Origin of the sequence: Vibrio sp. YT-18 (assembly GCF_033337345.1) — a bacterium.
GTDB classification, from domain to species: domain Bacteria; phylum Pseudomonadota; class Gammaproteobacteria; order Enterobacterales; family Vibrionaceae; genus Vibrio; species Vibrio alginolyticus.
The window spans coordinates 212769-237465 of the sequence record NZ_JAWOQO010000003.1; the positions used below are offsets into that span (position 1 = coordinate 212769).

Genomic DNA, 24697 nt, shown 5'->3' on the forward strand with positions numbered 1-24697 from the left:
TGTTTAGTCAGCCGTTAGCCTTGCTGAAGCAGGATTTGCTTCCAGATTGCGGTCTCGTCAAACAAAGTGAATTCGCGACGAAGACCCCAAGGGCCAAACTCAGCGTGGCTGATCCCCATGATGTAAACCTCTTTTCCTGAAGGCTTACCAAACATCCCGTATCCCTCATGCTTACCGTGCAAAGACCATCGAATTGCAGCGCGTGGTGACATCATGTCGTCATCTCGGCCAATACGATGGTGAACGGTAAATTGAGCATTTGGGAAAGACGCACGAAGTGCCATCCAAAAATGATCGACTTCCGAGTGTGATAGGGCAGTTTGACCGCCAGTGTATTCGCCGATGCAAGCGCGGTCGTACTCTTTCGGTACTATAGAGAACTCGGCATTCATAAGGCTTCTGAGAATTGCTTCGTAGCGCTGACCATATTCGTTGTCGTTGCCTACGCCCAAATAAGGTCCAGGAATGTCGACTTCAGGTGTGAACGGAAATGGGCTTGATTCCACGCCACCTTCAAATTCGATTTGTTGGCGTGCAAACTCTTCTGACGTCATGCCCAGTTGTTTCGCGATATCGGCTTGATCGCGAACCAACCATTCGTCATTGATTTGGTTATTGATAGCATGGCAATCTGCGATAATACGGAAACGAAGCTTGCGGTTCGAAGCTTGCCCATAGAAGCCGTTGCCACTGTGTGTTGCAGTAGAGATGATTCGATGAGAAGAAAGCATGCCTTGTTCCGGGGTGCCTGACCAAATGACGTCTTCGCCATATAGCGTGCGATCGGGAAACTCGGCCAGTGTCGCCATTGTTGCACTGATCACCCCTTCGTTTCCTTGAACGATAGAGAGTGGAGTACGCACAACAATGTCGGGAGAGTAGTAGTGTTCTAAGGTGTTTAAACCTCGGTCTTCCCAAATCTCTTTTGTAATACCAAGAATGTAGTCGGGAAAATCACGCCACTTTTCATCGAAGCCAACCATGGCCATAAATCACCTCCGTAATTGAATAATTATGTTTTGATTACGTATTCAAAATATATCATGTTGCCATTTTGTCAACGGATTGTTTTTTTGATTGTTTAAATAGCGTGCTGATGATCAGACTTTTAACAATTGAGCGGAAAACAAACTAAAAAAGTACAGGAGAGATGGAAGCTATCTCTTATCGAGACGTGTTAATAAGAAAGGAGGTCAAAGTTTTTTGTATGAATTTCCTAATATCTTATTGTTTTTTAATCGCTTAATTTATTTTTATCTGTTTGAATGGAAACAAATGATTAAGCCAAAACTGATAATCATGCAGATCAAGGCACCCAAATAGACTTTATCGCTAATATTCAGCTATTTTGGTGTCAATTATCCTTATATCTTTCAAATTTTCCTTTTGCATACGAATGCTTAAAGGCTTTTTTATTAAATCGGAAGTAAATAACGAATAAGCCACTAGAAAGGTGTTTATCTAGTGGCTATAACAGTCATAAGCGCTCTATGAGTGCAACGATCAGGATAAAAGCGCAGGTAACGATAGCGAGATGGCAGGGATGAAGGTAATCAACATCAAGGCCACTATCATTGCACCAATCCAACCCATGATGGCTTTAGAGAGCGACTCTATCGGTACTTTTCCTACCTGACTTGCCATAAACAGGTTAGCACCCAGAGGAGGCGTAACAAAGCCAATGGCCAAGTTCACGATCATCACGATACCAAAATGAACGGGGTCCATGCCGAGTGCTGACGTAATGGGTAACAGAATTGGTGTGAGAATAACAATCGCTGCCAGCGTTTCCATAAAGGTACCGACGAGCAACAACAGGACATTGATGCAAAGCAGTATCAGCAGTTTGTTTTCGGTAATCGATAGAATGAACTGAGCGATCTCGGTCGGTAGACGTTCTAGGGTCAATATGCGGCCAAACGTCACGGACGCACCCACAATGACGAGCACTGCGCCAACTAACAGTGACGACTCTAGAATGATTTTCACAACTTGCGCTGGTTTGAGCTCTTTATAAACAAACATGCCAAAGAATAAGCCATAGAGCACGCCAATCGCTGCGGATTCGGTAGGCGTGAAGATACCGGAATAGATACCGCCGAGAATGATTACGGGTAGTAGCATTGCCCAACTGGCTTCTTTTAGTGCATCAAGACGCTCTGACCAAGTGGCTTTGCGTTCGTTACCTGTGTAGCCCCGCATTTTTGAGACAATTAGACAATAGCCGATCAATACCATACCGACGACCAAGCCAGGAATGATGCCTGCCATGAACATTTTAGTTACCGAGACTTCAGCTGTGATCGCGTAGACGATCATCACCACAGAGGGTGGAATAATGACGCCAATTCCGCCGGAGGAAGCGATTAAAGCACCCGCAAAGCTGCGGTCGTAGCCTTTCTTCACCATCGAGGGAATCATCGTCAGGCCGATAGCGGCAACAGTGGCAGACCCTGTACCAGAGATGGAAGCGAAGAACATACACGCCACAATGGCCACGATGCCAAGCCCGCCAGTAAAGTGGCCAAAGAAGACCTCCGCCACGTGTAATAATCGTTTTGAGATCCCTCCTTGGCTCATAAGGTTACCTGCCAAGGTAAATAGAACGACGGCGAGGAGAGGGAAAGAGTCGAGCCCTGTTACCATTCCTTGGACTAAAAACTCGATGTTAAGAAACGGCAGACTGAGTATCGCGACCATACTGGCTGCCGCCAGAGCAATACCGACCGGAACGCCAATGAGCAGAAGCAGACCAAAGCTGCCAAACAAAAGTGCAGACGTCATGCGTTAAACTCCAATAGTCGGTTAGAAGTACGGTACTTTGCTTTGATATGGCGATAGCGTTGTCGAGAAAAGCGAACTCTTTCATTGCTGGTGGAGCACGCGTTCACACGTTGATAAATGCTTGTCACTAGGCGCGCGCAGCTTAATAGTGCGCAAACTAAAACAGAGGCATACAAACACGCAATAGGAATTTCCATTGCGGGTGCAATCTGACCGAGTTGCAGGCTGCGGTTTATAACCTTAAATCCAAACCAGGCGACAGTGGCACTAAAGGCAAGGTAGATAAGATCAGAGACAATCAAACTGAATTGCGTCCAATTGCCCGGAAGTTTATCGATGAACACACGAATGCGGATGTGTCGATCATCTCGGATACAATAGCTGATACTCAGGTACATCGCCCATACGAATAAATAACGTGCCAGTTCTTCTGCCCACGCGATCGTTGCATCGAACAAGCGTAGGGCGATTTGCAAGCACAGTAAAGTTGTCATCGTTGAGATCGCGATAACGATAAGGGTTGGTTCTAGGTATTTGTCTAGTAAGCGAAACCACTTCATGTTCACCTCCAAAACGAGAAAGCACGACCTGTTGCCAGATCGTGCAAAAGAGTGGGAGTTATAGGCGTTCTATCTCGGCCATCACGTTGTCAAACAAGTCTTTACCCGTTTTACTGCGCAAGTCCTGGTACACGGCCGCATTCATTTTCTCTTTCATGATGCTGCGTACCTCGTCTGGGACGATGTTAACCGTCATGCCTTTTGCTTCGAGCTCTTTGATTACTTCTTGGTTTTGCTGCGCGGCGAGCTCACGCTGTTTTGCGATGGTTTCTTTGCTTACTTCACTGATCAGCGCCTGTTGCTCTGCAGGAAGTGAATCCCAAAACGATTTGTTCATGAACAGCACGTAGTTAGTGTAAATGTGGTTAGTCAAAGAGAGGTATTTCTGCGCTTCATAAAAGCGTTCGGCATAAATTGAATAGATGCCGCTTTCTTGAGCGTTAATCAGACCTTGTTGGAGCGAGGTAAAAATTTCTCCCCAAGACAGAGGTGTTGGCGCAGTACCAATAGATTTCCACGCGCTTATTTGAGTGGGGTTAGATGCCGAGCGAATCTTTAGCCCTTTCAGGTCCTCAATACTATCAATTGGCTGTTTGTTGTTGGTCACGCTACGAAAGCCGACCTCCATAAAGCCAAGTCCATGAAAGCCTTTTGATTCCATAGCATTCAACAATGGTTGTCCGATCTTCTCACTGTCGAGCGCTTTGTGTGCTTGCTCTTCGCTATCAAAAAGGTAGAACACGTCGAGCACGTTAAACTCTGGGACGTAGGGAGAGAGTAAAACTGACGCACCAAACGTCATTTGTAAGTTGCCTTGCTGTACGAGTTCAGTCGTCTCACGCACATCGCCTAGTTGTCTTGCCGGATAGATTTCAACTTCTATCTCACCGTTTGAGCGAGCTTCCACTTCTTGTTCGAAATAGAGCATTGCTTTGTGTACGGGAGAGGTTTCTTGACTGTCATGAGCAAGACGAATAACACTGTTTGCAAACGTATTCATGCTGCTAAATGCAAGCCCCAGTGCGGTAAGTGAAGTAAGGATTGCTTTCTTCATCGTTCTTCCTTGTTTCTGGTATGACCTGCCATGGGCATTCGTCGGCAAGTCACACAACTTTTTATGTTTTTATAAATTAGTTGAGCAATTCATATCCATTTTGCATACGAATCCAAAATAAAACATTAAAGTAACAAGTCAATAACAAAATTGATGAATTGATGAGGAATTAAATAACGATTGGTGAAAATTTAATCGCGATCACAGAAAATGCCTTACTTGAAAGTAAGACATTTTGTTTATGAAGAATGAATAAAAATGGATTTATTAAATGGTGCTACTACGTTCGATCAAGGTGCCTTGCTCGAAAAGGTATTCGCCAGTTGCATCCAGGTTGCCGTTGATTCGATTCATCAAGTCTTCAACCGCTCGTTTAACAATTTTGTCGACTGGTTGAGCAATGGTGGTCAAATCATAGCTCGGCCATGCAGACATCGGAATGTTATCTACACCCATCACAGAGAAGTCTTGGGGGATCTTTGCTCCGGCTTGTCGCAAGCCATCCATCACACCCATGGCGAGGATGTCGTTTGCACAAAAAATTGCATCGGGTTTACTGGTATGCGACAAGATCGCTTTCGCCGCTTTTAAGCCTGCTTCAAAGCTGTACTTGGCTTGGATAAAGGTTGGTGACGGGGAGCCGAGTTCTTGCAATTTTGAAGAGAAACCCAGCCAACGCTCTTCACTGGTCATGGAGCCAGCATCGCCACTGATGTAAGCACACTGTTTTGCGCCTTTCTGCGTTAAATACTCGGCTGCTTGTTGGCCCGCCAAGCGGTTATCAATACCAGAGCTGTTGGCATTAATGCCTTCGGCGTAGCGGTTGATCAAGCTTAAGTGAACGCCAAACTTTTCGCATTGGGCAAACGCGCGTGAAGTTAAACGGCTGGTGGCGATAACGAGTCCGTCCACTTGGTATTCAATGGCGCGTGAAATGGCGAGATCGAGGTCGTCCTTGTCGATAGGGCAAAGCACAACTTGTCCGCCTCGCTTTTGAATTTCGACAGCCAAAGCACGAGATTGCATGTCGTACATTGGGTTTGATTCGCTATCTAACGCAATCGCCACTAAGCCTGAACGATTCGAAATCAGACCTCGGGCGATGGCATTCGGTGTGTATCCGAGCTTAGCTGCGGCATCCATCACCATTTTGCGTTTCTTCTCGCTAATACTCGCAGTCGGGCTGAATGCTCTAGATACCGTCGATTGAGAGACGCCGAGCATCTTCGCGACGTCGATCGAAGTTACTTTCGCTTTAATGGTGATACTCCTTATTTAAGGCCATTGAACCTGCTCATACGTACTGAGTGTATGGGCTAGGGGATTTCTGTGTCTAGAGCATTACATTGATAAGGCGTAAATATCAGAGAAAACTCAAGAATTCATCACATTTCTCTCTTGTTTGAAGCCATCAATGATCATTTTGTGTTCAGACCCAACACAAAAGAAGCTAACGCCGAGTTCACGCCATTCCCGAGCTTGTTGAGCCGTCGCGACAAACATGCCAACAGGTTTATTGGCGGCTCTGGCCGCTTCGATTAATCGCATACTTGCTTGTGCGACTTTCTCATCATGAACGCTATCAGCACCATAAGCGACAGTGAGATCAACTTGGCCAATGAAGAGCGCATCAATACCTTCAACATTGGCAATCGCTTCAACATTTTCAACCCCTTGAGGGTCTTCAATTTGTGCAATGACAATCGTATTCGCACGGCTGTCTTTTAAGTGTTCAACCATGGGTTTAGTGGCGTATTGCGCTGCTCGACTGGAACCAGCATACCCTCGGCCACCTTCGCCGTAATGGCAGATTTTCGCCAGTTGCGTCGCTTGCTCAGCAGTACAAACATGGGGAATTTGTACACCCGCCGCGCCACAGTCAAGCGCGTTCAAAATGGTTGAAGGGGCGCTGTCTTGTACTCGTACCACGCACGCGAGGTCATTCGCTCTGGCCGCCATGATGCACAGATCAAGCGAGGAACGATCGAAAGGTGCGTGCTCTGCATCCAGTACCACAAAAGGCAATTCTGCCAGTGCCAATACCTCGATAATGTGAGGATGAGGGGTTTTAACAAATGTACCTAATAGCGTTTCTTTAGTCAGACGTTGCTTAAAATTGCTCATGATTATCTCCTTTGCAAAGGTATGCAAAAACTAACACGGAGAAATGTAAATGATGAGTAAAAATGATGTGATCTAAAACTCATTTTTGATTAAAAATTAAACTCAATCAAGGTCCTTATTACTTGCTTTTATTTATTTAAATTAATTAATACAAAGGCTTAAGGATGGTTTTTGTGTTTTGTTGACTTAACTTGTCAAATGTTAATTAAGTGTTTAATCTGATTTTGCATTCGTATCCAAAAGTATAAAAGTAACCGTTCGTCAGCCTCAATGTTCAAGGAGAAACCCAATGGCACGCATTTTAAAAAACGGAATCACTGAAGAAGCATCAGCATCAAACGACGCAAAAGTGCGTCAGATTGTTGAAAACATTCTTGCTGATATTGAATCGAAAGGTGATAGCGCTGTACGTGAGTTGTCTGAAAAGTTTGATAACTGGTCGCCGGAGCAATTCCGCCTGTCAGAAGAGCAAATCCAAGCCTGTGTGGATGCGCTTGATGAATCGACTCGTCATGATATCGAGTTCGCTCAGCAACAAGTTCGAAACTTTGCTCAAATTCAACGTGACTCAATGAAAGACGTCGAAGTAGAAACCATGCCTGGTGTGGTACTGGGGCATAAAAATATTCCAGTCAACAGCGTGGGTTGTTACATCCCTGGCGGTAAATACCCATTGGTTGCATCCGCTCACATGAGTGTACTGACGGCGAAAGTCGCGGGCGTAAAACGTGTTATTGCTTGTGCGCCTCCGTTTAACGGCCAGCCGAACGTCGCGATTGTCGCTGCGATGGCAATGGCGGGTGCGGATGAAATCTACTGCTTCGGTGGTGTTCAGGCGGTAGGAGCTATGGCATTGGGCACGGAGACTATTGCGCCAGTCGATATGATTGTAGGGCCGGGTAACGCATTTGTAGCAGAGGCAAAACGTCAGTTGTTTGGTCGCGTTGGTATCGATTTGTTTGCAGGGCCAACGGAAACCTTGGTCATTGCTGATGAGAAAGGCTGTGACCCGGAATTGGCAGCGGCAGACTTGCTTGGTCAGGCTGAGCACGGTTACAACTCTCCCGCTGTATTGTTGACCAATAGCGAAACATTTGCGCAAGAAACCATTAAAGAGATCGAACGTCAGTTAACCATTCTCCCTACGGCTGAAGTTGCGGGTAAAGCGTGGGCAGATTACGGACAAGTGATCGTATGCGATAGCTACGAAGAAATGGTGGAAGTGGCAGACGATATTGCGTCTGAACACGTTCAAGTTATGACCGAAGATCCTAAATACTTCCTAGATAACATGACCAACTACGGTGCCTTGTTCCTAGGTCGTGAAACCAACGTTTCTTACGGCGATAAATGTATTGGTACCAACCATACACTGCCAACGAAGAAAGCGGCGCGATACACCGGTGGTCTTTGGGTAGGTAAATTTATCAAGACCTGTACTTACCAGCGTGTAACGGAAGCTGCGTCGCTAAAAGTCGGTGAGTACTGCTCTCGCTTGTGTGCACTCGAAGGTTTTGCTGGCCACAAAGAGCAAGCGGATATTCGTGTGCGCCGTTACAAAGGCAAAGTAGAAGAGGCGTAATATGTCGAAACTTGCCTTAGTCACAGGCGGCAGTGGCGGACTGGGTGCCGCCATTTGTCGCAAGCTAGCTGAGTCGGGATATCGCGTAATTCTGACTTACAACAGTAATCAGAAAGCGGCCGAGGATGTGCTTTCCTCGCTGCCACGTAACGAGCATCTAGCATTCAAATTGAACGTGGCAGATTCTAGTGCGATTGAACAGCTTAAACATCAAGTCAGTGAAATAAGCGACAAGCTGGATCTGTTGGTCAACTGTGCGGGGATGACGAAATTCGTCGCGCACTCTGATTTGCAAAGCTTAGATGACCAGCTGTTTGACCAAATATTCCAAGTGAATGTTCGTGCGCCTTTTGCCATGGTTCGAGCGTTTGAGCCTTGGCTTAAGCAAGCCAATGGTTGTGTGGTGAACATTACTTCTATCGCGGCACAGACTGCGATGGGGAGCAACATTGCTTACTGTGCAAGTAAATCTGCCGCGGAGAACATGACCCGTTCTTTAGCTCGCGCTCTGTCTCCCGAGGTTCGCGTTTTGGCTGTTGCTCCAGGGCTTGTCGACACTGAGTTTGTCAAAGGCTTGGATGACGCATGGCGTAATCAACAAGAACAATCCACACCGCTTAAGCGTTTAGCCAATGATGAAGAAGTCGCTCAAGCCGTGTACGCCGCGGCAGATCTTCTGACCTTCTCGACAGGCAATACCATCGCGGTTGATGGTGGGCGACCTTTAGGTCTGTAACACACTTTCGGTCTGTAACTAACTTTAGGCTTGTAACTAACAATTCAAAGGCTAGGTCCAAACAAGGACAACAAGGATTTACAATGACTCTACAATCTAAAATGAATAATAATCTGGTCCGCTACATGGAACTGATTCCGGGTACGAGTGCGTTTATTGATGCGCGCACGCCAGGCAGTGATCTGAAAGATAACTTCTGCATTATCGGTGCTGGGGTGGCAGAAAGCAGTCGTCAGCATGTTCATATTCGCGATACGGCGGGCTTTAACATTGGTGCCGCAGGCCAACCGCCGGGCATCAAAAATTCGTTGCACTCTCATCGTACCGCCGAGCTTTTCTTGGTGTTCAAAGGTCAGTTCCGTTTTTATTGGGGGAACGATGGAGAGCATGAGTCGGTGTTGTCTCACGGTGACGTCATCTCGATTCCAACCAATCTCTTCCGTGGATTTGAAGTGGTTGGCCGCGATTACGGCTTTATGTTCTCGGTACTTGGCGGCGACGATTCAGGTGGCGGCGTTATTTGGCATCCAAACGTTATTAAAGACAGTCAAGGTTATGGTTTATACCTCAAAGCCGATGGCACACTCGTGGACACCATTAATGGCGACCCGGTGCCACAAGAATCAGAATTGATGCCGCTGCTTACCGAAGAAGAGCTCGCGACCTTCGATACCTACACCGCAGAAGAGATGATGCCATTTGTCGCTCTGCAAAAAGATTATCGTGAAATCAAAGGCGATTTCGGCGGAAGCAACGTGAAACAATACGCCTTAACGGGTCATCCTTTGGCGAGTTATGACTTCCAAGTAAAGAGTGAAGATGAAGTGAGCATCATGGCTTATGAGCTTTCTGAAGGTGGCTCGATTCCTCAACACTGCCGAGAAGAAAAACAAGTGCTTATCAACTTTGATGGCGATACTGAAGTGGTCCTCACGCATCAAGGCGAACAAGCGAGTGTTGTTTTAACGCGCGGTGATGTGCTGAATGTTCCAGAAGGTGCGTCATACTCACTGACGAACTTGCGTGGTAATAGTTTGACGTATTGCATTCTTGGGTCTGATCAACCAAAGCCGCTGGCAGGAGAATAAAATGACGCAACCCACCTCGTTAGTTTGGCTACCCGGACTACTTTGTGATGGCACATTGTTTGAGGAAGTCAACCGAGCGTTGCCAAGTTGGGTTGAGCCTTCATGCCCGACGCTGGCCTCATTGCCGTCAATGGAACAGCTGGCGCAGAAAGTGTTGCAAGACGCACCGCAGGAGTTTGTCTTGGGTGGCCTATCAATGGGTGGGATTCTTGCCTTTGAGGTGTACCGTCAAGCGCCAAACAGAGTCAAAGGCTTGATCCTCATGGATACCAATGCAGCAGATGAAAAGCCAGAGGTGACACAAAAGCGTGATGCACTGGTTAGTCAGGCATTAAATGGTGAGTTTGAACGCATTACGCCTGACACTCTGATGCCTGTGCTGATTCATCCAAGCCGTTTGCAAGACAAAGCGTTAACTGAGCGTATAGAAGGCATGGCGGTCAATGTAGGTTTGGAGGCATTTGAAGCACATGCTAAAGCGTTAGCAACTCGCCCGGATGCTCGACCTTTATTGGCGGACATTCAAGCTCCTACGTTGGTGATAACAGGTAAAGAAGATAAGCTTTGTCCGCTAGACAATCATCTGCTTATGGAGAGATGCATCCCAAACGTCACGCTTCATGTTATCCCTGAGTGTGGGCATCTATCTACGCTTGAGCAGCCTTTAATTATTAGTGAAGTGATGACTACTTGGCTTCAAGATAACTTTGCTTAGTGTTGATAAGAACTTCATCACTCACCACCTTAAGGTTACTTGGGTATAGGTGGTGAGCGATGAGTATTATCAGAAGTAGTAGCGAATACCTGCCGCGAATTGATCATCACGGTTTTCGAATTTGCTGCCATCGTACTGATCTTTACCTAGGTCGAACTGGTATTCAGTCCAAACTAGGAATTTGTTCTTCTGGAAGTGGTATTCAAGACCAGGAATCAGCAAGTTACGCTCGTAGCCTTGTGTCTCGTCACCACGATCTTCCATGTAGTTGTAGTTCAACGTTGGGCGTAGGCCGTTGTCGAAGTGGTAGTAAGTGTAGATTTCACCACCTAGGGTATCGAACATTACGTCCGTACCGCCTTGGCTCACGGCTTCCCAGTTTTCGCCAATGTGGAAAGTCGCACCCGCGTAGAAGCCACCGTTGCTGTAGTTTGCGCCCAATAGCATGATGCGCATGTTGTCGCCGTTTTCTACGCCAACCACGCTTGCGTCTAGATCAGCAACTTCATTTTGATGGTAAGCCGCACCAAGTGTTACGCCATCAACGGGTTTGTAAGTGATAGACGCACCCATGCCGTTTTTCAGTGAGGCTGTCGCATTGTTTGCTAGAGCAACATCTTCACGCGTGGTTTGGTAAGTAAAGCCGTAGCTCACTTTTTCATTAATTGAATTACGGTACGTAATTGAGTTTTCCGCACGACCAGCACCGGATGCGATACCCCAGTCAGCTAGGTTGTAAACACCTGAGCCACGAGTACCGAATACACGACCTAAATCGGTGTACCATGCTACGTCGTAGAAGGTCGACCATTGCTTAGTACCCGCAGCAATCTTGCCGTATTTGTCATGTTCCACACCTGCGTATAGCAAGCGGTCGTAAATGTTGTCGCCGTTCGCGCCAGAGTTGTAGCCCCATTCCGCGTGACCGAAACCAGTCCAGCCGTTATCCAGACCCATTTGGCCTTTCAAACCGAAACGTGAGCTGCCGCTGTTCCATTCGCCGTTGTCATCACCGCCACGGTCTTGGTAGCGAAGATCGAAACGGCCATCGATGGTTAGGCTGTCGCCAGCGTCATTAACAAAAGTGTGTGCAGCAAAGGCTGAGCTAGAAGTAAGCGCTGCTAAAATCACTGCAGAAAGGGTCGACTTTTTCATCATCAATCTCATTATTCAGGGCGCAGAAAGCCACCGTGCGTTCATGCCCGTTTTGAATAAGGGTTCTATCTTGAGGTTGTGCCCCATCCTTGAGGCACGAGTTGGGAGCATGTCGCCTGAACCGAGAGGGGATTCAGGCAACATAAAGGCGGGTTGACAATCCGCCCCTAGGACTTCTTATAGAGAAGGGTTTAGGATCTGTTGAGTACGCTCGAACACGTCTAGACCTTGCTGTTTTAGCCAGTAAGGAAGGTCGATCAGTACCCAGTTCTCAGATAGCTTGTCGCCGTCACGGTAGTAAACGTCAACCACTTGCATGTCTGCACGTACTTCACCACCTGTCATACCTAGGAAACCACCGATTGGCGTGTTAGATAGGTTTGGCCAGCCGAAGAAACAAGAGAAGTTACCTTCTGCGAAACGACATACGTGGCCGTTAAACTTCTTGTCTTTCAGGTTGTTACGGAACGGCAATTGGTGCTGCTGTTGGTAACGAGGAATTGTGTAAGACGCACCGATACCACATGGACCGTACCAGATCATGTCTTTAGACCAGCTCTTCTCAAGAACTTCTGGTGGGCAACCCATAGCGCCGCTGTCGTTTAGTGCAGATAGGTCATCAACCATCTTGTTCACTAGTGCTAGTGTTGCTACGCCTTCTTCTGGTGCTGCGTCTTCGAACAGTAGACCATCGTGGTTACGAGGACCAGGGTATACGAAGTGCTTACCTGTTGATGGTGGTAGTGGGTAACAACCCGCTTGGTCCATTGCACCTAGAAGGTCTAGGAATAGGCCAGTCTTAGTGATCTTGCCGTTTTCAACACAGTTAAATTCTGCGTAGCGGATGTTCATGATTTTGCCAGTTGGGCGCATGCCTAGGTATTCAGCGTCGAATAGACCCATGAAGTGACCCATGCTCATTACCCAAATTTCACCTGATGTTACTTCGTTCTCACCACCGATGAAGATGTCTTGACGACGCTGCATGCGAGTCATTGATTTCATCAAAGGAGCCCAGAAAACGTCAGCCGCTGCTTGAGCGCCTTGTTGCTCACGGAATGGGTAAACACCACGCCATAGGTAATCTTCTGAAGTGTGTGCTTTTAGTACTTCTGCCACGTTCTCGTGAGTTGCGTTTTCCATTGCGCTGAAGTATTCACGTACAACGCGTTTCGCTTCTTGATATTTAGACATAATAAACTCTCTTATTTGCTGTCGAGTCGGCTTTGGGAACAGGACTCGAAATTAAGTTTTTTCATCCGGCCGGGGAGCCAGCCGGAGTTTTTGAAATTCAGTTACGCTTTTGCTGCTTCGGCTTTTTTGCTCTTATCGAACACGCCGCCTTTTAGTGTCTCTGGCAGTGATAGCCATAGAAGACCAGCAAGGATCCATACGATTGGTGAACCCCACATTGCGGTTTGTAGGTCGGTACGTTCTTGGATGAAGATAAGTACCATTGGTGCCCACATACCGAGGATACGACCGCCGTGGAATAGCGCCGCGCCGTAGCTACGTAGGTGTGCTGGGAACAGTTCTGAGAAGTAACCACCCCATACCGCAGAAGAAGACAGACCGAAGTTGTAAATCAGACCAAGTAGAGCCAGCATGTTTAGGCCGCCAATCACCATGTCGCCAGGTGCAACAAAGAAGATTGAAACCATGATGCCCGCGAGGATGAAGCCAAATGCGTTCACCTTACGACCGAATTTGTCAGCCGCCCAACCCCAGAACCACGCACCAAAAAGTGAGCCAAACGCTGAGATAGAGAAGATGAGACCGATGGTTGCACCGTCGAACATACGTACATCACGTAGGTATGTGGTTACGAAGCCACCAAAGAATTGGAAACCGTAGAAGTTAAGGCCAGCCAGTAATAGACACGTTAGTGTGATCTTACGGTAAGGCTTGCTTAGCATTTCGCCCCAAGAGCCTTTTTTCGCTGGTGCATTTGATTCTTCTGCTTTTGCTTGCTCTTCTTCACCGTAAGCGATCACTTTGCTGTCGCTAGGTAGTACAAAGATCATGACCACAGCGGCTGCCAATGGTGGGATACCACCAACAAGCATTAGGCTTACTGCCACGGTGAAGTAACCACCCAGTGACAAACCAATGATGAAACGCATTGCTGCCCATGTTGTGTAGTCGGTGAACATCATATTGATGATCGTTGCGCCACCGTTTAGGGCTGTGATGGTAATAAGAGTGGATTTCTTACCAAATTTTGTTGCGAACCAAGCACAGCTCAATGCACCGATAAGTGCACCAACCGACTGCCATGTATAGAACTGGGCAGTGTCTGACAGGCTAATACCATCATACGCTTCAACGATGTATGGGCGTACGTAGTCAATAATTACAAAGTTATAACAATAGAAAAAGTAACCAACCAGTATCGCTAGATAGGCAGCTACCCTTTGAATCATAGGAACTTCGCTCATGTGTCTTTTGGCATTCATGACCGATAAACCTCTATTTCACTTAGGATTTGTTGCAATTCAAACTTAAAGAACACGATCTTATTTGGATCATCTTCGATTTCGTGTCGGTGTGAATCATAGTTTTTTTAAGGTCATTAGATCCGTGATCAATATCAATTTTAAAATGAATGCGTACCCAATTAGTGGTTTTTAGTGATGGGAGTCTCATTAAATCGGTCTTTTTGGCATTTTTGAATATATAACCGTCTATATTGGTGATTATAGTCACAGTTATGGCGGGATTATCGTTTAGATATGCTTTTTTAAAGTAATATCCAAGCACAAATAATTAGCACCCAGAATTATGGAAACCCTGAAATGGTTACGTACTCAAGTTTTGTGGTGATTGCGTTATACGTGTTAATCACCATATTAATCAGCTATTTAGTGAATAAGCGCTACAGCAATGGTGGCGACTTTTCTACGGGTGGAAAGCAATTTGGCTGGTTTACGGCGGGTGTTTCGATACTTGCGACTTACATTAGTGCGATGACGTTTGTAGGGATGCCTGGTTGGGTTTATAGCTCTGGCATGGAAGCGATGAGTATTCACCTTAACTATCCCATCGTTATCTTTTTCACCGTCATTTTCTTTGTGCCTGTCTTTTATAAGCTGGGCTTGACTTCGATTTATGAATATCTTGAGCACCGCTTTGGGGTGTATGCAAGAACCATCAACTCGATTGTGTTCATTGTGGTTCAATGTATATCTGCGGGTGTGATTTTGTATGCCGTGGCGCTGATCTTAGTGCAAGTTCTGCCTATCAGTATTTCTGAAGCTATTATCTACATTAGTATTTTCACCGCTTGCTATACCTATGCAGGTGGGATTTCCACGGTTATCTGGACCGATATGTTGCAATCTGCAGTATTGGTGGCAGGCAGCATCGCTATCTTTGCCATTCTAATGACAGAGATTAATGCGGCAGATTACCTTTCTCGTGATCACCTGAATATCATCAACTTAGACTTTGATTTGGGCGTGGATACCACACTCTGGGCTGGCGTGGTTGCCGTGAGCTTTTTGCATTTGAGTGTGTACGGCACCAACCAATTGATCATCCAACGCACGTTAGCGACGAGATGTGAAAAGACGGCGCAGAAGTCGATGCTGTTGTGTGGTTACGGTGCGTTTTTCGTGTACTTGTTCTTCGCGGTACTCGGTGTCCTTCTGAGTGTTTTCTATCAAGATCAATCGTTTGAAAACAGCAACGAAGTGATTTTGGATTTCGTCTTCAACCACACTAACCCAATCGTCGTTGGTTTGATCATTTCCGCGTTGGCGGCGGCCGCAATGTCGACCTTGGATTCGACCTACAACTCAATGGCGACTGTCGCGACGTTCGATATCTACAAGCGTTTCGTTCGCCAAAGTGCCGATGATGAGCACTACGAAAAAGTCGCAAGAAAGATGAGTTTGCTCGCTGCGGCTATGGTGGTAGTGCCAGCTCTTCTGGCAGTATCGAATGAATCGGTACTCAAAACCATCGCTAGTCTGACTTCTATCTTCGTTGGTATCCGTTTGGGTTCATTCGTGCTTGGCTTATTCTGGGCGAAAGCCAATGAGAAAGGCGTGATCGTTGGCAGTATAATGAGTGTGATTGCGGTGTTTACTGCGATGTATCTCGACGTGGCTTGGCCGTGGTTTGCGCCAATTGGTACGTTCGTCTTCCTTTTGTTTGGTGTGTTAGTGAGCCGTCGTTGGGGCGCTGTGACTGCCGAGCAACAAATCTTTACCAATAATCAAAAACATCTTTTTGCAAAGCCAACCGCAAGCCATTACGGGCTGTTGGTGTTCGCTGTGGCGACCATCGCTGCTTGTATGGTTCTCCCTGATTGGCTTTATGCTGCATTGTCGTAATAGGTAAGTTTATGCTGTCCATCTTTGATATTTACAAGATTGGTGTGGGTCCTTCTAGCTCTCACACCAATGGTCCAATGATCGCGGGTTACCACTTCACTCGTTTGATTGAATCGAACTTGGCAAAAGTGGTTCGTATTCAAGTCGATTTATACGGCTCACTCTCGTTAACAGGGATTGGTCACCATACTGACCGTGCAACCATTTTGGGTCTGTTGGGTAACAAACCAGATACCATCAAAATCGCTTCTGCGAATAAAGCGATGCGCAAGGCGATTGAAGAGGGCATGATGTCTGTCGATGGCCGTCATGAAATCGAATTCAACTACAAAACGGACATGTTGTTCCATGAAGAGAACCTTCCTCTGCATGAGAATGGAATGACGATTACTGCGTTAGATGCGCACGGCAATCAGGTTGGGTTTGAAACTTACTACTCTATCGGTGGTGGTTTCATCGCAACGGCGGATGAACTGCAAAATGGCAGTGCGACTGCTCCCGTAGAAGTTGAGTTTCCATTCTCCAGTGCGGACGAAATGTTGGCGCAGGCAGAGAATAACGGTATGAGCCTTGGCGGCATGATTCTGAAAAACGAACAAGCGTTTCAGGATATGGAAGCCATCAATCAACGCGCAGAACAGATCTGGCGTGTGATGACGCGTTGCATGGAGCGCGGTTTCGAGACAGAAGGTATCTTGGATGGTGGCTTGAACGTGACCCGCCGTGCGCCAAACTTGTTGAAGAAGCTTGAAGCAAATGCAGCAATCGAAAACGATCCAATGGAAATTATGGATTGGATTAACCTGTTTGCTTTTGCTGTGAGTGAAGAAAACGCGGCTGGTGGACAAGTCGTAACGTCGCCAACTAATGGTGCGGCGGGTGTGATTCCTGCGGTATTGATGTACTACCATCGCTTCATCAAAGAGCTTGATACTAAACAGCTTAAAGACTTCCTTGCTGTGTCCGGTGCGATTGGCATTTTGTACAAAACCAATGCGTCTATCTCGGGTGCCGAAGTGGGTTGCCAGGGCGAAGTTGGCGTGTCTTCTTCCATGGCGGCAGCTGGCTTGACCGCGCTGCGTGGTGGCAGCAATGAGCAAATTTGTATTGCGGCCGAGATCGCCATGGAGCACTCACTAGGCATGACGTGTGACCCGATTGGTGGCTTAGTGCAAGTACCGTGTATTGAGCGTAATGCAATGGGTGCAATGAAAGCGATCAATGCTTCTCGCATGGCATTAAAACGTAATAGTAAATGTTTGATCTCGTTGGATAAGGTGATTGAAACCATGTATCAAACGGGCAAAGACATGAACAAGAAATACCGCGAGACGTCACTGGGTGGGTTAGCTTTGATTCACCTAGCGCCGCCTTGCGAATAATGAGTTAGGCACATCTAACCAACAAAAAAGCCGAAGCACTGAGATGCATCGGCTTTCCTTTTTTGGAGCGTTTATAACTTAGCTATGCGTTTGCTCACCTTTTGGTGTGCTTTGGTTTGGTTGATAGTGCAAAATCACCATCGAGGTGGGTGACAGCAAGACTTCGCCTTCAGCATGTCCTGGGTTGAGATTACGTACGTTTGTATCACAGATCGTCACCCATTCTTGCTTTCGCTCATTGGGGAGCTTAAAGCGAGCTGTGGCGTTAGTTTGGTTGATGAGGTAGACCAGCTCTTGCCCTTCTTTACCGATACCAAGGTGAAGTGCGACAGAGCTTAAACGGTTCCAATCATCGTGCTCCATTAAGCGACCGTCTGTTCGGCGCCAGAAAATGCGGTTGTTATTGCGGTTTTCGCCACTGAAAGCTCGGATAAATGGCACCATGTATTGATTTCGGTTGGCGACCATTTGTGACATCCATGCTTTGAAATGTTGCTTACGTTCTGTCTCTTCCCAGTTCAGCCAACTGGTTTCGTTGTCTTGGCAATAGGCATTATTGTTACCGCCTTGGGTGTGAGACAGAACATCAGCAGTGAGAATGTGTGGGATACCGAAGGCAAACAGCAAGCTAGCAATAAGGTTGCGTTTTTGCTTCTCACGCGTGGCGATAATCATCAGATTTTCCGTCTCGCCTTCAACACCGTAGTTTTCTGAACGATTGTCGCCGTGACCGTCGCGATTTTCTTCGCCATTGGCTTCGTTATGTTTGTGCTTGTAAGACACTAAATCTTGCAGTGTGAAGCCATCGTGATACGTGATGTAATTTACGGTGAGTTTGTATGGCCAGTTCGCTGCACTATAAATGTCACGAGAGCCCATTAATCGAGTGGCAAACTCTTTTAAATAGCCTTGATCACCGCGCCAAAAACTGCGGGAAATATCACGCAGTTTGTCATTACATTCGTTCCAACCAAATGGAAAGTTACCCACTTGGTAGCCATTTGGACCAATATCCCAAGGCTCGGCAATCAATTTGGTTTCACGCAAAATTGGGTCTTGCGCAACGGCTTTAAAGAAAGCTGCTTCTGGGTTGTAATCATCGCCCTGTCGACCTAACGTTGCAGCCAAGTCAAAACGGAAGCCATCGACTTTAAATTCGCTAACCCAGTAGCGCAATGTATCCATCACAAGGTTTAAGGCTGGTTGGTAGGTGAGATCCACTGTATTTCCGCAGCCAGTGTAATTGGCGAAGTGGTTGCCATGTTTGATGTAAAAACAGGAGTCGAGGGCTTTCAGGTTGAAAATTGTAGGCCCTTCACCACCTTCAGCAGTGTGGTTGTAAACCACGTCGAGAATCACTTCGATGCCGTTTTTATGCAATTCGCGAATTGTTGTTTTTAATTCCGTAACGGCGTCTTGTTCTGCGTAGCGCGGATCGGGCACCATAAAGAGATAAGGGTTGTATCCCCAATAATTGACCTTTTCCAACTCTAGTAGGTGAGGCTCATGCATGCATGCTGCGACAGGTAGCAATTGCAGCGTGTTGATGTTTTGTTGTTCGTAAAAGGCCAGCATTTCAGGTGATGCAAGACCTAAGTAGCGCCCCCTCAGCTTGTCCTCAACCTCTGGGTGGCGTTGGGTAATCCCTTTGACGTGCGTCTCAAACAACACCATCTCTTCTCTGGGTATACGCGGGTGATCCGTGTTTTGCCAGTCAAAATCATCTTCGATAACGACGCACTTCGGCATATCGAAACTTTTGGCTGGAGAGTAGGGAGGGTGATAGTGGAGGGCTTTATCTATTGATTTTGCGTACGGATCAGAAATTAACAGTGGCTCGTCCTTGTGGGAGACAAGGTAACCGTATTTTTGCCCCGGCTTAATATCTGGAATAAAAGTATGACGTATGCCAGCGTATTCATTCGGTAAACCGTGAAGCTCGTAGCTGCCATCGTCTGCAAACAATGCCAGTTGAATGTCTTTTACGCCTGGAGCATGAATAGAGAAGTTACAGCCTTCTTTATTCAATGTTGCGCCCAGGGGGTAGGGGCGAGAGAGAAGTCGTGTCATCGGAGATACTTTATTTAATATTTATTGCTACCTTTAGGAAACTATAAGTTAAAAACTTTGTCTTACTAAGGTCAACCACCCTAAATATAAAAATATTCGTGTAATTTAATTACTTTATGTGACGGCTTAGAGTCAAAAATATGAAATGGCTATCACTTTGTAGCGGCTCAAAACCGAACAAACTTACTAATTCCTCCCTAGATTGGTGATCTGACTCGAAAAAACACCATTCGGTAAATTTTCTACTCCCTTCTCATCCCCCTTAAATTAGTTTAGGGCGGAGGAAGTCATCCTTGTACGCCTCGGGTAATCTCACAACTGTTGAAACAAACGGGGATTCGTTCCCATCTTACCTCTCTTTCTTTAGGTGTGTTTTTACTGCCTATATTCACCTAAAAGAGTGAGCAGGGAAGACAGAATTATAAATACCCTTAATGGAGTTAAGAATGAAAAAAGTAAGTGTAATTGCTGCTGCTGTTGCTGCAACTTTAGCTGCTGGTTCTGCGTTTGCAGTGGATTTTAACGGTTACATGCGCGCTGGTACTGGTATCAGCGGTAATGGTAATGGTGACCTTGCTGTAAACAAATTTGGTATTGGTCGTCTGGGTAACGAAGACGATAACTACTCTGAGTTTGGTTTGGCGGAAGAGTTGAAAATGGGTGACCAGACTTGGCGTATCGAATCTATGATTGCTTCTGGTGCTCCTGGTGCGAATGGTTGGGAAGATGCTGATTTTAACGTTGCTCAGTTTGCTGTAAAAGCTAAAGGTCTGATTGCTTCTGATAAAGACGCAACTATGTGGGCTGGTAAAACTTACTACCAGCGTAAAGATATCCACATCACTGATTTCTATTTCCTAAACACTTCTGGTACTGGTGGTGGTATCGAAAACCTCTCAGTAGGCAACCAAAAACTATCTCTAGCATTGATTCAAGATGGTGAAACTTCAGATTCAACGGGTTACATCTTTGATGCTCGTTTAGCGAACATCGGCCTTTGGGATAATGCTGCTCTTGAGTTGGCTGTTGCTTACAACTTTGCGACAGATTCTAACGATGCAAAAGAAGAAGCGGATGACGGCGTATTGGCGTCTGCGATTATCCATCAAGGTATGAGTAACGGTTTTAACCAAACAGTATTTCAATACGGTACAAATGGTTACGGTGTTCAAGCTGCTAACTTCTGGGGATCTGGTGCTTATTACGCGCGAGGTACAGAGGCATTTAATGATGCATCAGGCTTCCGTTTGATCAACTGGGGTGTAATGAACCTAGCTGAGAACTGGGAAATGGGTCACCAACTTGCTTACCTATCAGGTAGCGACATTGGTGGTCAAGCTGCTGGCGCTTACACAGGTAAAAACTTCGATATTGATCAATATTCTGTAGTTGTTCGTCCTATGTACAAGTGGAACGATACAATGCGCACAGTATTCGAAGCGGGTTACAACTCTGGTGAGAAAATCGCAGATAGTGGCCTAGCAAAAGAAGATTTTGGTAATGCTAAATTCACAGTTGCTCAAGCTTGGGCTATGGGTGACAGCTTCTGGGCTCGTCCAGAACTACGTGTATACGGAACTTACTTGCTAGATACTGAAAATGACAATGCGTTCAACGGTGACGATACAGAGTTCGTATTTGGTGTTCAAGCTGAGGCTTGGTGGTAATCAAATAAACTCTTAGTTATCTAGCTGTCCTAGTCAAATAGCCGACATCAGTCGGCTATTTTTCTAAGGGTTATTGAAAAGTTAGACGTTTCATTAAAGTCACTCTAAGATGCTTTAGTGCCAAAACCTTTAGAAAAATAACTAGAAGGAAAAAGTATGTACTTCCGTGCCCTCATGTTAAGTGGATGTGTAGCGCTTGCTGGCTGCCAATCCACTGAAGTTATCGAACAAGTTCAAGTTGCTCAAATGCAACAAGTTGACACACTCTCTGAACTTCAATCGGTAAAAATGAAGCTTCCTAGCTCTGCCATTATTGATATCACTGCTCAAAGCCAAGTTCTGAAGTATCAGAATATCGATAGCCGTGTCGCTGTGTTTGAGCTTCCAGCAGATCGTGGTGAGTTTGCTATTAAAATCACCAGTCTAATCGAAGAGACGGCTTTTGTACCAAGAGCAGTTATTGTCGATAAAAATGGTAGAGAGCTCGAAAATTATGATAAAACTGAATTTGAGTACAAAAAACCTCGCCTGCATCTTGGTAATCGCTTGGCTGCCGAAAAAGACTTTTTCCCCCCAACGGGATTAGATTCTGTTTATCTTATTATTTATACAGATAAAGCCGACCTTGGCGGGTTTACCGAAGTGATTCACCCCGCGCGTTTGGACGCTGAGGGGAGAGGTAACTACTTACCAGAAGTAAAAGATATTCCAATTCCTAACAGTGATACAGGTAAGATTGAAGTCTCGATTGACCGTGTGAGTTTCTTCTCAATCGGAACATCAAGTAATGAACCAGCGGCGGCTCCAATTGCGGCTAAGGCGGTTGAATCAGTACAGCCTGAAACACAAACTTACTACCACAACGCAATTAAAGCGGCCGTAAAAGCAGATGATATCCCTAAAGCTCTGAGCTTACTTGATGAAGCAAAAGCGTTAGGAATTGAAGGTGCGCAAGAAGTATTTGTAAAAGCAGTTAATAGTAAATAGATAATTTTAAAAAGCCGGCTAAGATAGTCGGCTTTTTTATTACGCATTTAGTTATCTTTTTTACATATTATATTATTCCTATTTAAAATTTATTTTATTTCGATCCATAATATATATGTTCTAATTTAATTAGTACTTGGTCTAATAAAAATAAGGATATAACGTGAAAAAAATAATTATAAATACAGCATGTACTTTAGCTGCTGTGTCTATCTTGTCTGCTTGCTCGTCCACATCATCAGAAAATACAACCCAAGGTGAAGTAAATAATGCGGTTGCGTTTACGAGCACGCAGATTGATATGATGACAAATTGTAGTTTGCCGGATTCAGCCGAATCTGGCCCATTGTCTAAAGACATTTTTGTTGTAGGTAGTTTCCCAAATGCAGATTGGAAGCACACTGCCGAGCGCAAGCTGACCTATAAGGGGAACAATGTCTATCAAGTGATTACCGATGAAATTTCAGGTAATTATAAAATGCAGTATGCCGCTGAACAATGGAAACCACAGTTTACTGCCAAAGGTAAAAAATTATCGGTCGGACAATTAAATGAACTGACTTACGGTGGTTACGGTACAGATACAAAACTAGAAATTAAAGAGCCTGGTAAATATCTTTGGAGTTTAGAATTTACAGATGATGGCTCACCTTATTCAATTATGGTAAATAAGTGCCAATAATATTCCATTCAGTTATTTAAAATCTATTTTTATTTATTAACCCCTGCATGAAACAAATGTCGGGGTTAATTTTATTACTCAAATTTCCGTAGTTTATTTGAGTAAGTTAGGGAGAATAAAATGCGTAATATCCTACGTAACCATCGCCTGTCTCGATCGTTGCTTGCGTTAAGTGTGATTGGTGCTTTATCTGCGTGTAATTCTTCTGGTGGTGGCGACACTAATAGCAGCACTCCGCTACCGGATACCAGTTATGCTTGCCAAGCCAATGTCATGGCGCAAAGTAACCAACTTCGTACTTATCAAATCATGGTAGAGAGTTTTGTGGATGGTGATGCGAGCATCGGTCACGGTACAGGTTATGGCACCAGCCATCATAACGGCGATTTGCAAGGAGTGATTGATTCACTCGATTACATCCAAGATTTAGGGATGAATGCGATTTGGTTGACGCCAGTTTTTGAATCGGAAGCGATAGCGGGCCAAGAACACTGGGCCGATCGTCTGGATGCCACGGGCTACTTTGCAACGGATTACTTCACCATTGATCCACGTTTTGGTGATTTAGAAACGGCGAGAACCCTGGTCGATGAAACGCACAAACGCGGCTTATACGTGTTTTTTGATGGTGTATTTGGTCATCACAAAGATGGTTTGATCAAGCCATCTCCCTCCGGTTTGTTGCCATCGGGATCGAGCAATCCCGTTGATTACCCGGCCAGTCTCGATTTCTACAAAGAAGTGGCAACGTATTGGATCAAAGAACTGAAGATTGACGGCTGGCGTTTAGATCAAGCCTATCAAGTTCCGACAGACGCTTGGACACAACTTCGTAAAGCCGTCGATGAAGCCTCACAAAGTGTGACGTACACCAATAGCAAAGGCGAACAAGTGAATCCGTTGGGCTATATGGTGGCATAGATTTGGAAAGGGGAGTCTGAAATCGCGAATGAGGCGTATGGATCGAACAGCGATCCAGCATTGTGCTCTGCGTTTGACTTCCCTATGCGATATCGCATCGTTGAAACTTTGGCCGTGAATGAGAGCGGCGTGGGTGGTCGCGGTGCGGATTGGTTAGACAACGGCTACAGCACACACAACCAATATCCAACACATGCGCAGCCGAATTTGATGATCGGCAACCATGATTTAGTGCGCTTTGGTGACTTGTTACAGCGCGGAAACTTGGCGGATGTGAATGATGCAGAATATTGGTTACGCCATAAAGCCGCGTTTGCTTTCCAAGCGGCGTACACCGGGCCAATCACGTTGTACTACGGTGATGAAATCGGGGATCAAGTGGATGGTTTTGCCGCAAAAGAAGACAACAGCACCTGCGCCATTCAAGGTTTGTGCGATGATCACGTTGCGCGCAGTAGTGCGAAAATTGAAGGCGTGACGGCGACGCTTGATGCAAACCAAGCCGATCTCAAATCTTATGTGACATCGCTGATGACAATGCGCGATGCGCATCCTGCACTTTATCAGGGGTCACGCACGAATTTAGTTGCGAGTAACGGCAGTTATGTGGACTTGAAACAATCTGGTTCGGACAAAGTCTTGTTTGCGCTAAATACCTTAGAGAGCGCTAGAAGCGTCACTCTTACTCAGGAGAGTGTTGGTACTGGTGAGTTGGTGGATTTGCTCACGAATGAAAAAATTACTCCGAGCAATGGTCAATATCAGATTCTGATGTCGCCACTACAAGGACGATTCTTTGCGGTAAAACCTTAAGGAATTATCCAGAATTGATGCTCACCAGTTGAGCTGACCA

Annotated in this window: 19 protein-coding genes and 1 pseudogene; 10 read left to right on the plus strand and 10 right to left on the minus strand. The window is 45.9% G+C overall.

The window, feature by feature from the left end; genetic code table 11:
* Positions 1–14 precede the first annotated feature (14 nt).
* The 6 genes from R7M72_RS05705 to R7M72_RS05730 form a co-directional block, all read right to left on the minus strand.
* On the minus strand, positions 15–989 hold the full coding sequence (locus R7M72_RS05705) for an ester cyclase (protein ID WP_017820104.1): 975 nt from the start codon (positions 987–989) through the stop codon (positions 15–17).
* 514 nt (positions 990–1503) lie between these two features.
* Positions 1504–2784, minus strand: coding sequence for a TRAP transporter large permease (locus R7M72_RS05710; RefSeq protein WP_033906641.1), 1281 nt, complete (start codon positions 2782–2784; stop codon positions 1504–1506).
* Positions 2781–3344, minus strand: a complete 564-nt coding sequence (locus tag R7M72_RS05715) for a TRAP transporter small permease (RefSeq protein WP_025768663.1) — start codon at positions 3342–3344, stop codon at positions 2781–2783. Before R7M72_RS05715 ends, R7M72_RS05710 begins: the two co-directional genes overlap by 4 nt.
* 58 nt (positions 3345–3402) lie before the next feature.
* A complete protein-coding gene (locus tag R7M72_RS05720) occupies positions 3403–4398 on the minus strand; it encodes a TRAP transporter substrate-binding protein (protein WP_182016039.1) in 996 nt (331 codons plus the stop codon).
* Between the two features lie 267 nt (positions 4399–4665).
* Positions 4666–5622 (minus strand): LacI family DNA-binding transcriptional regulator, encoded by a 957-nt coding sequence (locus R7M72_RS05725; RefSeq protein ID WP_182016038.1) that lies wholly within the window; start codon positions 5620–5622, stop codon positions 4666–4668.
* 150 nt (positions 5623–5772) lie between these two features.
* Positions 5773–6522 carry an HpcH/HpaI aldolase family protein gene (locus tag R7M72_RS05730; protein WP_318056101.1) on the minus strand — a complete coding sequence of 250 codons (750 nt, stop codon included), beginning with the start codon at positions 6520–6522 and terminating at the stop codon, positions 5773–5775.
* Between the two features lie 289 nt (positions 6523–6811).
* Here R7M72_RS05730 and hisD point away from each other — a divergent pair, with 289 nt between their 5' ends.
* From hisD to R7M72_RS05750, 4 genes are all read left to right on the plus strand, one after another.
* The gene (hisD, locus tag R7M72_RS05735) at positions 6812–8104 is read left to right on the plus strand and encodes a histidinol dehydrogenase (RefSeq protein ID WP_005374756.1); all 1293 of its coding nucleotides are present in this window, start codon (positions 6812–6814) and stop codon (positions 8102–8104) included.
* Position 8105: 1 nt separating this feature from the next.
* Entirely contained in the window at positions 8106–8840 is a 735-nt protein-coding gene (locus R7M72_RS05740) for an SDR family NAD(P)-dependent oxidoreductase (protein ID WP_025768659.1), read from the plus strand.
* An 83-nt stretch (positions 8841–8923) separates the two neighbouring features.
* Positions 8924–9928, plus strand: coding sequence for a cupin domain-containing protein (locus R7M72_RS05745; RefSeq protein WP_238764869.1), 1005 nt, complete (start codon positions 8924–8926; stop codon positions 9926–9928).
* 1 nt (position 9929) lies between these two features.
* The gene (locus tag R7M72_RS05750) at positions 9930–10643 is read left to right on the plus strand and encodes an alpha/beta fold hydrolase (RefSeq protein ID WP_064369576.1); all 714 of its coding nucleotides are present in this window, start codon (positions 9930–9932) and stop codon (positions 10641–10643) included.
* Between the two features lie 69 nt (positions 10644–10712).
* Here R7M72_RS05750 and R7M72_RS05755 read toward each other — a convergent pair whose 3' ends face one another.
* From R7M72_RS05755 to R7M72_RS05765, 3 genes are all read right to left on the minus strand, one after another.
* Entirely contained in the window at positions 10713–11798 is a 1086-nt protein-coding gene (locus R7M72_RS05755; protein WP_213880297.1) for a porin, read from the minus strand.
* Positions 11799–11975: 177 nt separating this feature from the next.
* Entirely contained in the window at positions 11976–12992 is a 1017-nt protein-coding gene (locus R7M72_RS05760) for a nuclear transport factor 2 family protein (protein ID WP_005374772.1), read from the minus strand.
* A gap of 101 nt (positions 12993–13093) precedes the next feature.
* Positions 13094–14254 (minus strand): MFS transporter, encoded by a 1161-nt coding sequence (locus tag R7M72_RS05765; RefSeq protein ID WP_318056102.1) that lies wholly within the window; start codon positions 14252–14254, stop codon positions 13094–13096.
* Positions 14255–14593: 339 nt separating this feature from the next.
* Here R7M72_RS05765 and R7M72_RS05770 point away from each other — a divergent pair, with 339 nt between their 5' ends.
* Both R7M72_RS05770 and R7M72_RS05775 read left to right on the plus strand, forming a co-directional pair.
* Positions 14594–16135 carry a sodium:solute symporter gene (locus R7M72_RS05770; RefSeq protein WP_318056103.1) on the plus strand — a complete coding sequence of 514 codons (1542 nt, stop codon included), beginning with the start codon at positions 14594–14596 and terminating at the stop codon, positions 16133–16135.
* Positions 16136–16146: 11 nt separating this feature from the next.
* Positions 16147–17517 carry an L-serine ammonia-lyase gene (locus tag R7M72_RS05775; protein ID WP_193837792.1) on the plus strand — a complete coding sequence of 457 codons (1371 nt, stop codon included), beginning with the start codon at positions 16147–16149 and terminating at the stop codon, positions 17515–17517.
* A 78-nt stretch (positions 17518–17595) separates the two neighbouring features.
* Here R7M72_RS05775 and glgX read toward each other — a convergent pair whose 3' ends face one another.
* Positions 17596–19587, minus strand: coding sequence for a glycogen debranching protein GlgX (glgX, locus tag R7M72_RS05780; RefSeq protein ID WP_115386844.1), 1992 nt, complete (start codon positions 19585–19587; stop codon positions 17596–17598).
* A 446-nt stretch (positions 19588–20033) separates the two neighbouring features.
* Here glgX and lamB point away from each other — a divergent pair, with 446 nt between their 5' ends.
* From lamB to R7M72_RS05800, 4 genes and pseudogenes are all read left to right on the plus strand, one after another.
* Complete coding sequence (lamB, locus tag R7M72_RS05785; RefSeq protein WP_053307973.1) at positions 20034–21254, plus strand: maltoporin LamB; 1221 nt, start codon at positions 20034–20036, stop codon at positions 21252–21254.
* A gap of 156 nt (positions 21255–21410) precedes the next feature.
* The gene (locus R7M72_RS05790; protein WP_053307972.1) at positions 21411–22241 is read left to right on the plus strand and encodes a MalM family protein; all 831 of its coding nucleotides are present in this window, start codon (positions 21411–21413) and stop codon (positions 22239–22241) included.
* A 163-nt stretch (positions 22242–22404) separates the two neighbouring features.
* Entirely contained in the window at positions 22405–22923 is a 519-nt protein-coding gene (locus R7M72_RS05795; protein WP_225466189.1) for a glycosidase, read from the plus strand.
* A 120-nt stretch (positions 22924–23043) separates the two neighbouring features.
* Positions 23044–24657: pseudogene (locus tag R7M72_RS05800) on the plus strand (alpha-amylase family glycosyl hydrolase).
* Positions 24658–24697 lie beyond the last annotated feature (40 nt).

Bases quoted from the DNA above. Each gene is read 5' to 3' on its own strand.
- R7M72_RS05705 (WP_017820104.1), bottom strand. From the start codon at position 989: ATGGCCATGGTTGGCTTCGATGAAAAGTGGCGTGATTTTCCCGACTAC.
- R7M72_RS05710 (WP_033906641.1), bottom strand. From the start codon at position 2,784: ATGACGTCTGCACTTTTGTTTGGCAGCTTTGGTCTGCTTCTGCTCATT.
- R7M72_RS05715 (WP_025768663.1), bottom strand. From the start codon at position 3,344: ATGAAGTGGTTTCGCTTACTAGACAAATACCTAGAACCAACCCTTATC.
- R7M72_RS05720 (WP_182016039.1), bottom strand. From the start codon at position 4,398: ATGAAGAAAGCAATCCTTACTTCACTTACCGCACTGGGGCTTGCATTT.
- R7M72_RS05725 (WP_182016038.1), bottom strand. From the start codon at position 5,622: ATGCTCGGCGTCTCTCAATCGACGGTATCTAGAGCATTCAGCCCGACT.
- R7M72_RS05730 (WP_318056101.1), bottom strand. From the start codon at position 6,522: ATGAGCAATTTTAAGCAACGTCTGACTAAAGAAACGCTATTAGGTACA.
- hisD (WP_005374756.1), top strand. From the start codon at position 6,812: ATGGCACGCATTTTAAAAAACGGAATCACTGAAGAAGCATCAGCATCA.
- R7M72_RS05740 (WP_025768659.1), top strand. From the start codon at position 8,106: ATGTCGAAACTTGCCTTAGTCACAGGCGGCAGTGGCGGACTGGGTGCC.
- R7M72_RS05745 (WP_238764869.1), top strand. From the start codon at position 8,924: ATGACTCTACAATCTAAAATGAATAATAATCTGGTCCGCTACATGGAA.
- R7M72_RS05750 (WP_064369576.1), top strand. From the start codon at position 9,930: ATGACGCAACCCACCTCGTTAGTTTGGCTACCCGGACTACTTTGTGAT.
- R7M72_RS05755 (WP_213880297.1), bottom strand. From the start codon at position 11,798: ATGAAAAAGTCGACCCTTTCTGCAGTGATTTTAGCAGCGCTTACTTCT.
- R7M72_RS05760 (WP_005374772.1), bottom strand. From the start codon at position 12,992: ATGTCTAAATATCAAGAAGCGAAACGCGTTGTACGTGAATACTTCAGC.
- R7M72_RS05765 (WP_318056102.1), bottom strand. From the start codon at position 14,254: ATGAATGCCAAAAGACACATGAGCGAAGTTCCTATGATTCAAAGGGTA.
- R7M72_RS05770 (WP_318056103.1), top strand. From the start codon at position 14,594: ATGGTTACGTACTCAAGTTTTGTGGTGATTGCGTTATACGTGTTAATC.
- R7M72_RS05775 (WP_193837792.1), top strand. From the start codon at position 16,147: ATGCTGTCCATCTTTGATATTTACAAGATTGGTGTGGGTCCTTCTAGC.
- glgX (WP_115386844.1), bottom strand. From the start codon at position 19,587: ATGACACGACTTCTCTCTCGCCCCTACCCCCTGGGCGCAACATTGAAT.
- lamB (WP_053307973.1), top strand. From the start codon at position 20,034: ATGAAAAAAGTAAGTGTAATTGCTGCTGCTGTTGCTGCAACTTTAGCT.
- R7M72_RS05790 (WP_053307972.1), top strand. From the start codon at position 21,411: ATGTACTTCCGTGCCCTCATGTTAAGTGGATGTGTAGCGCTTGCTGGC.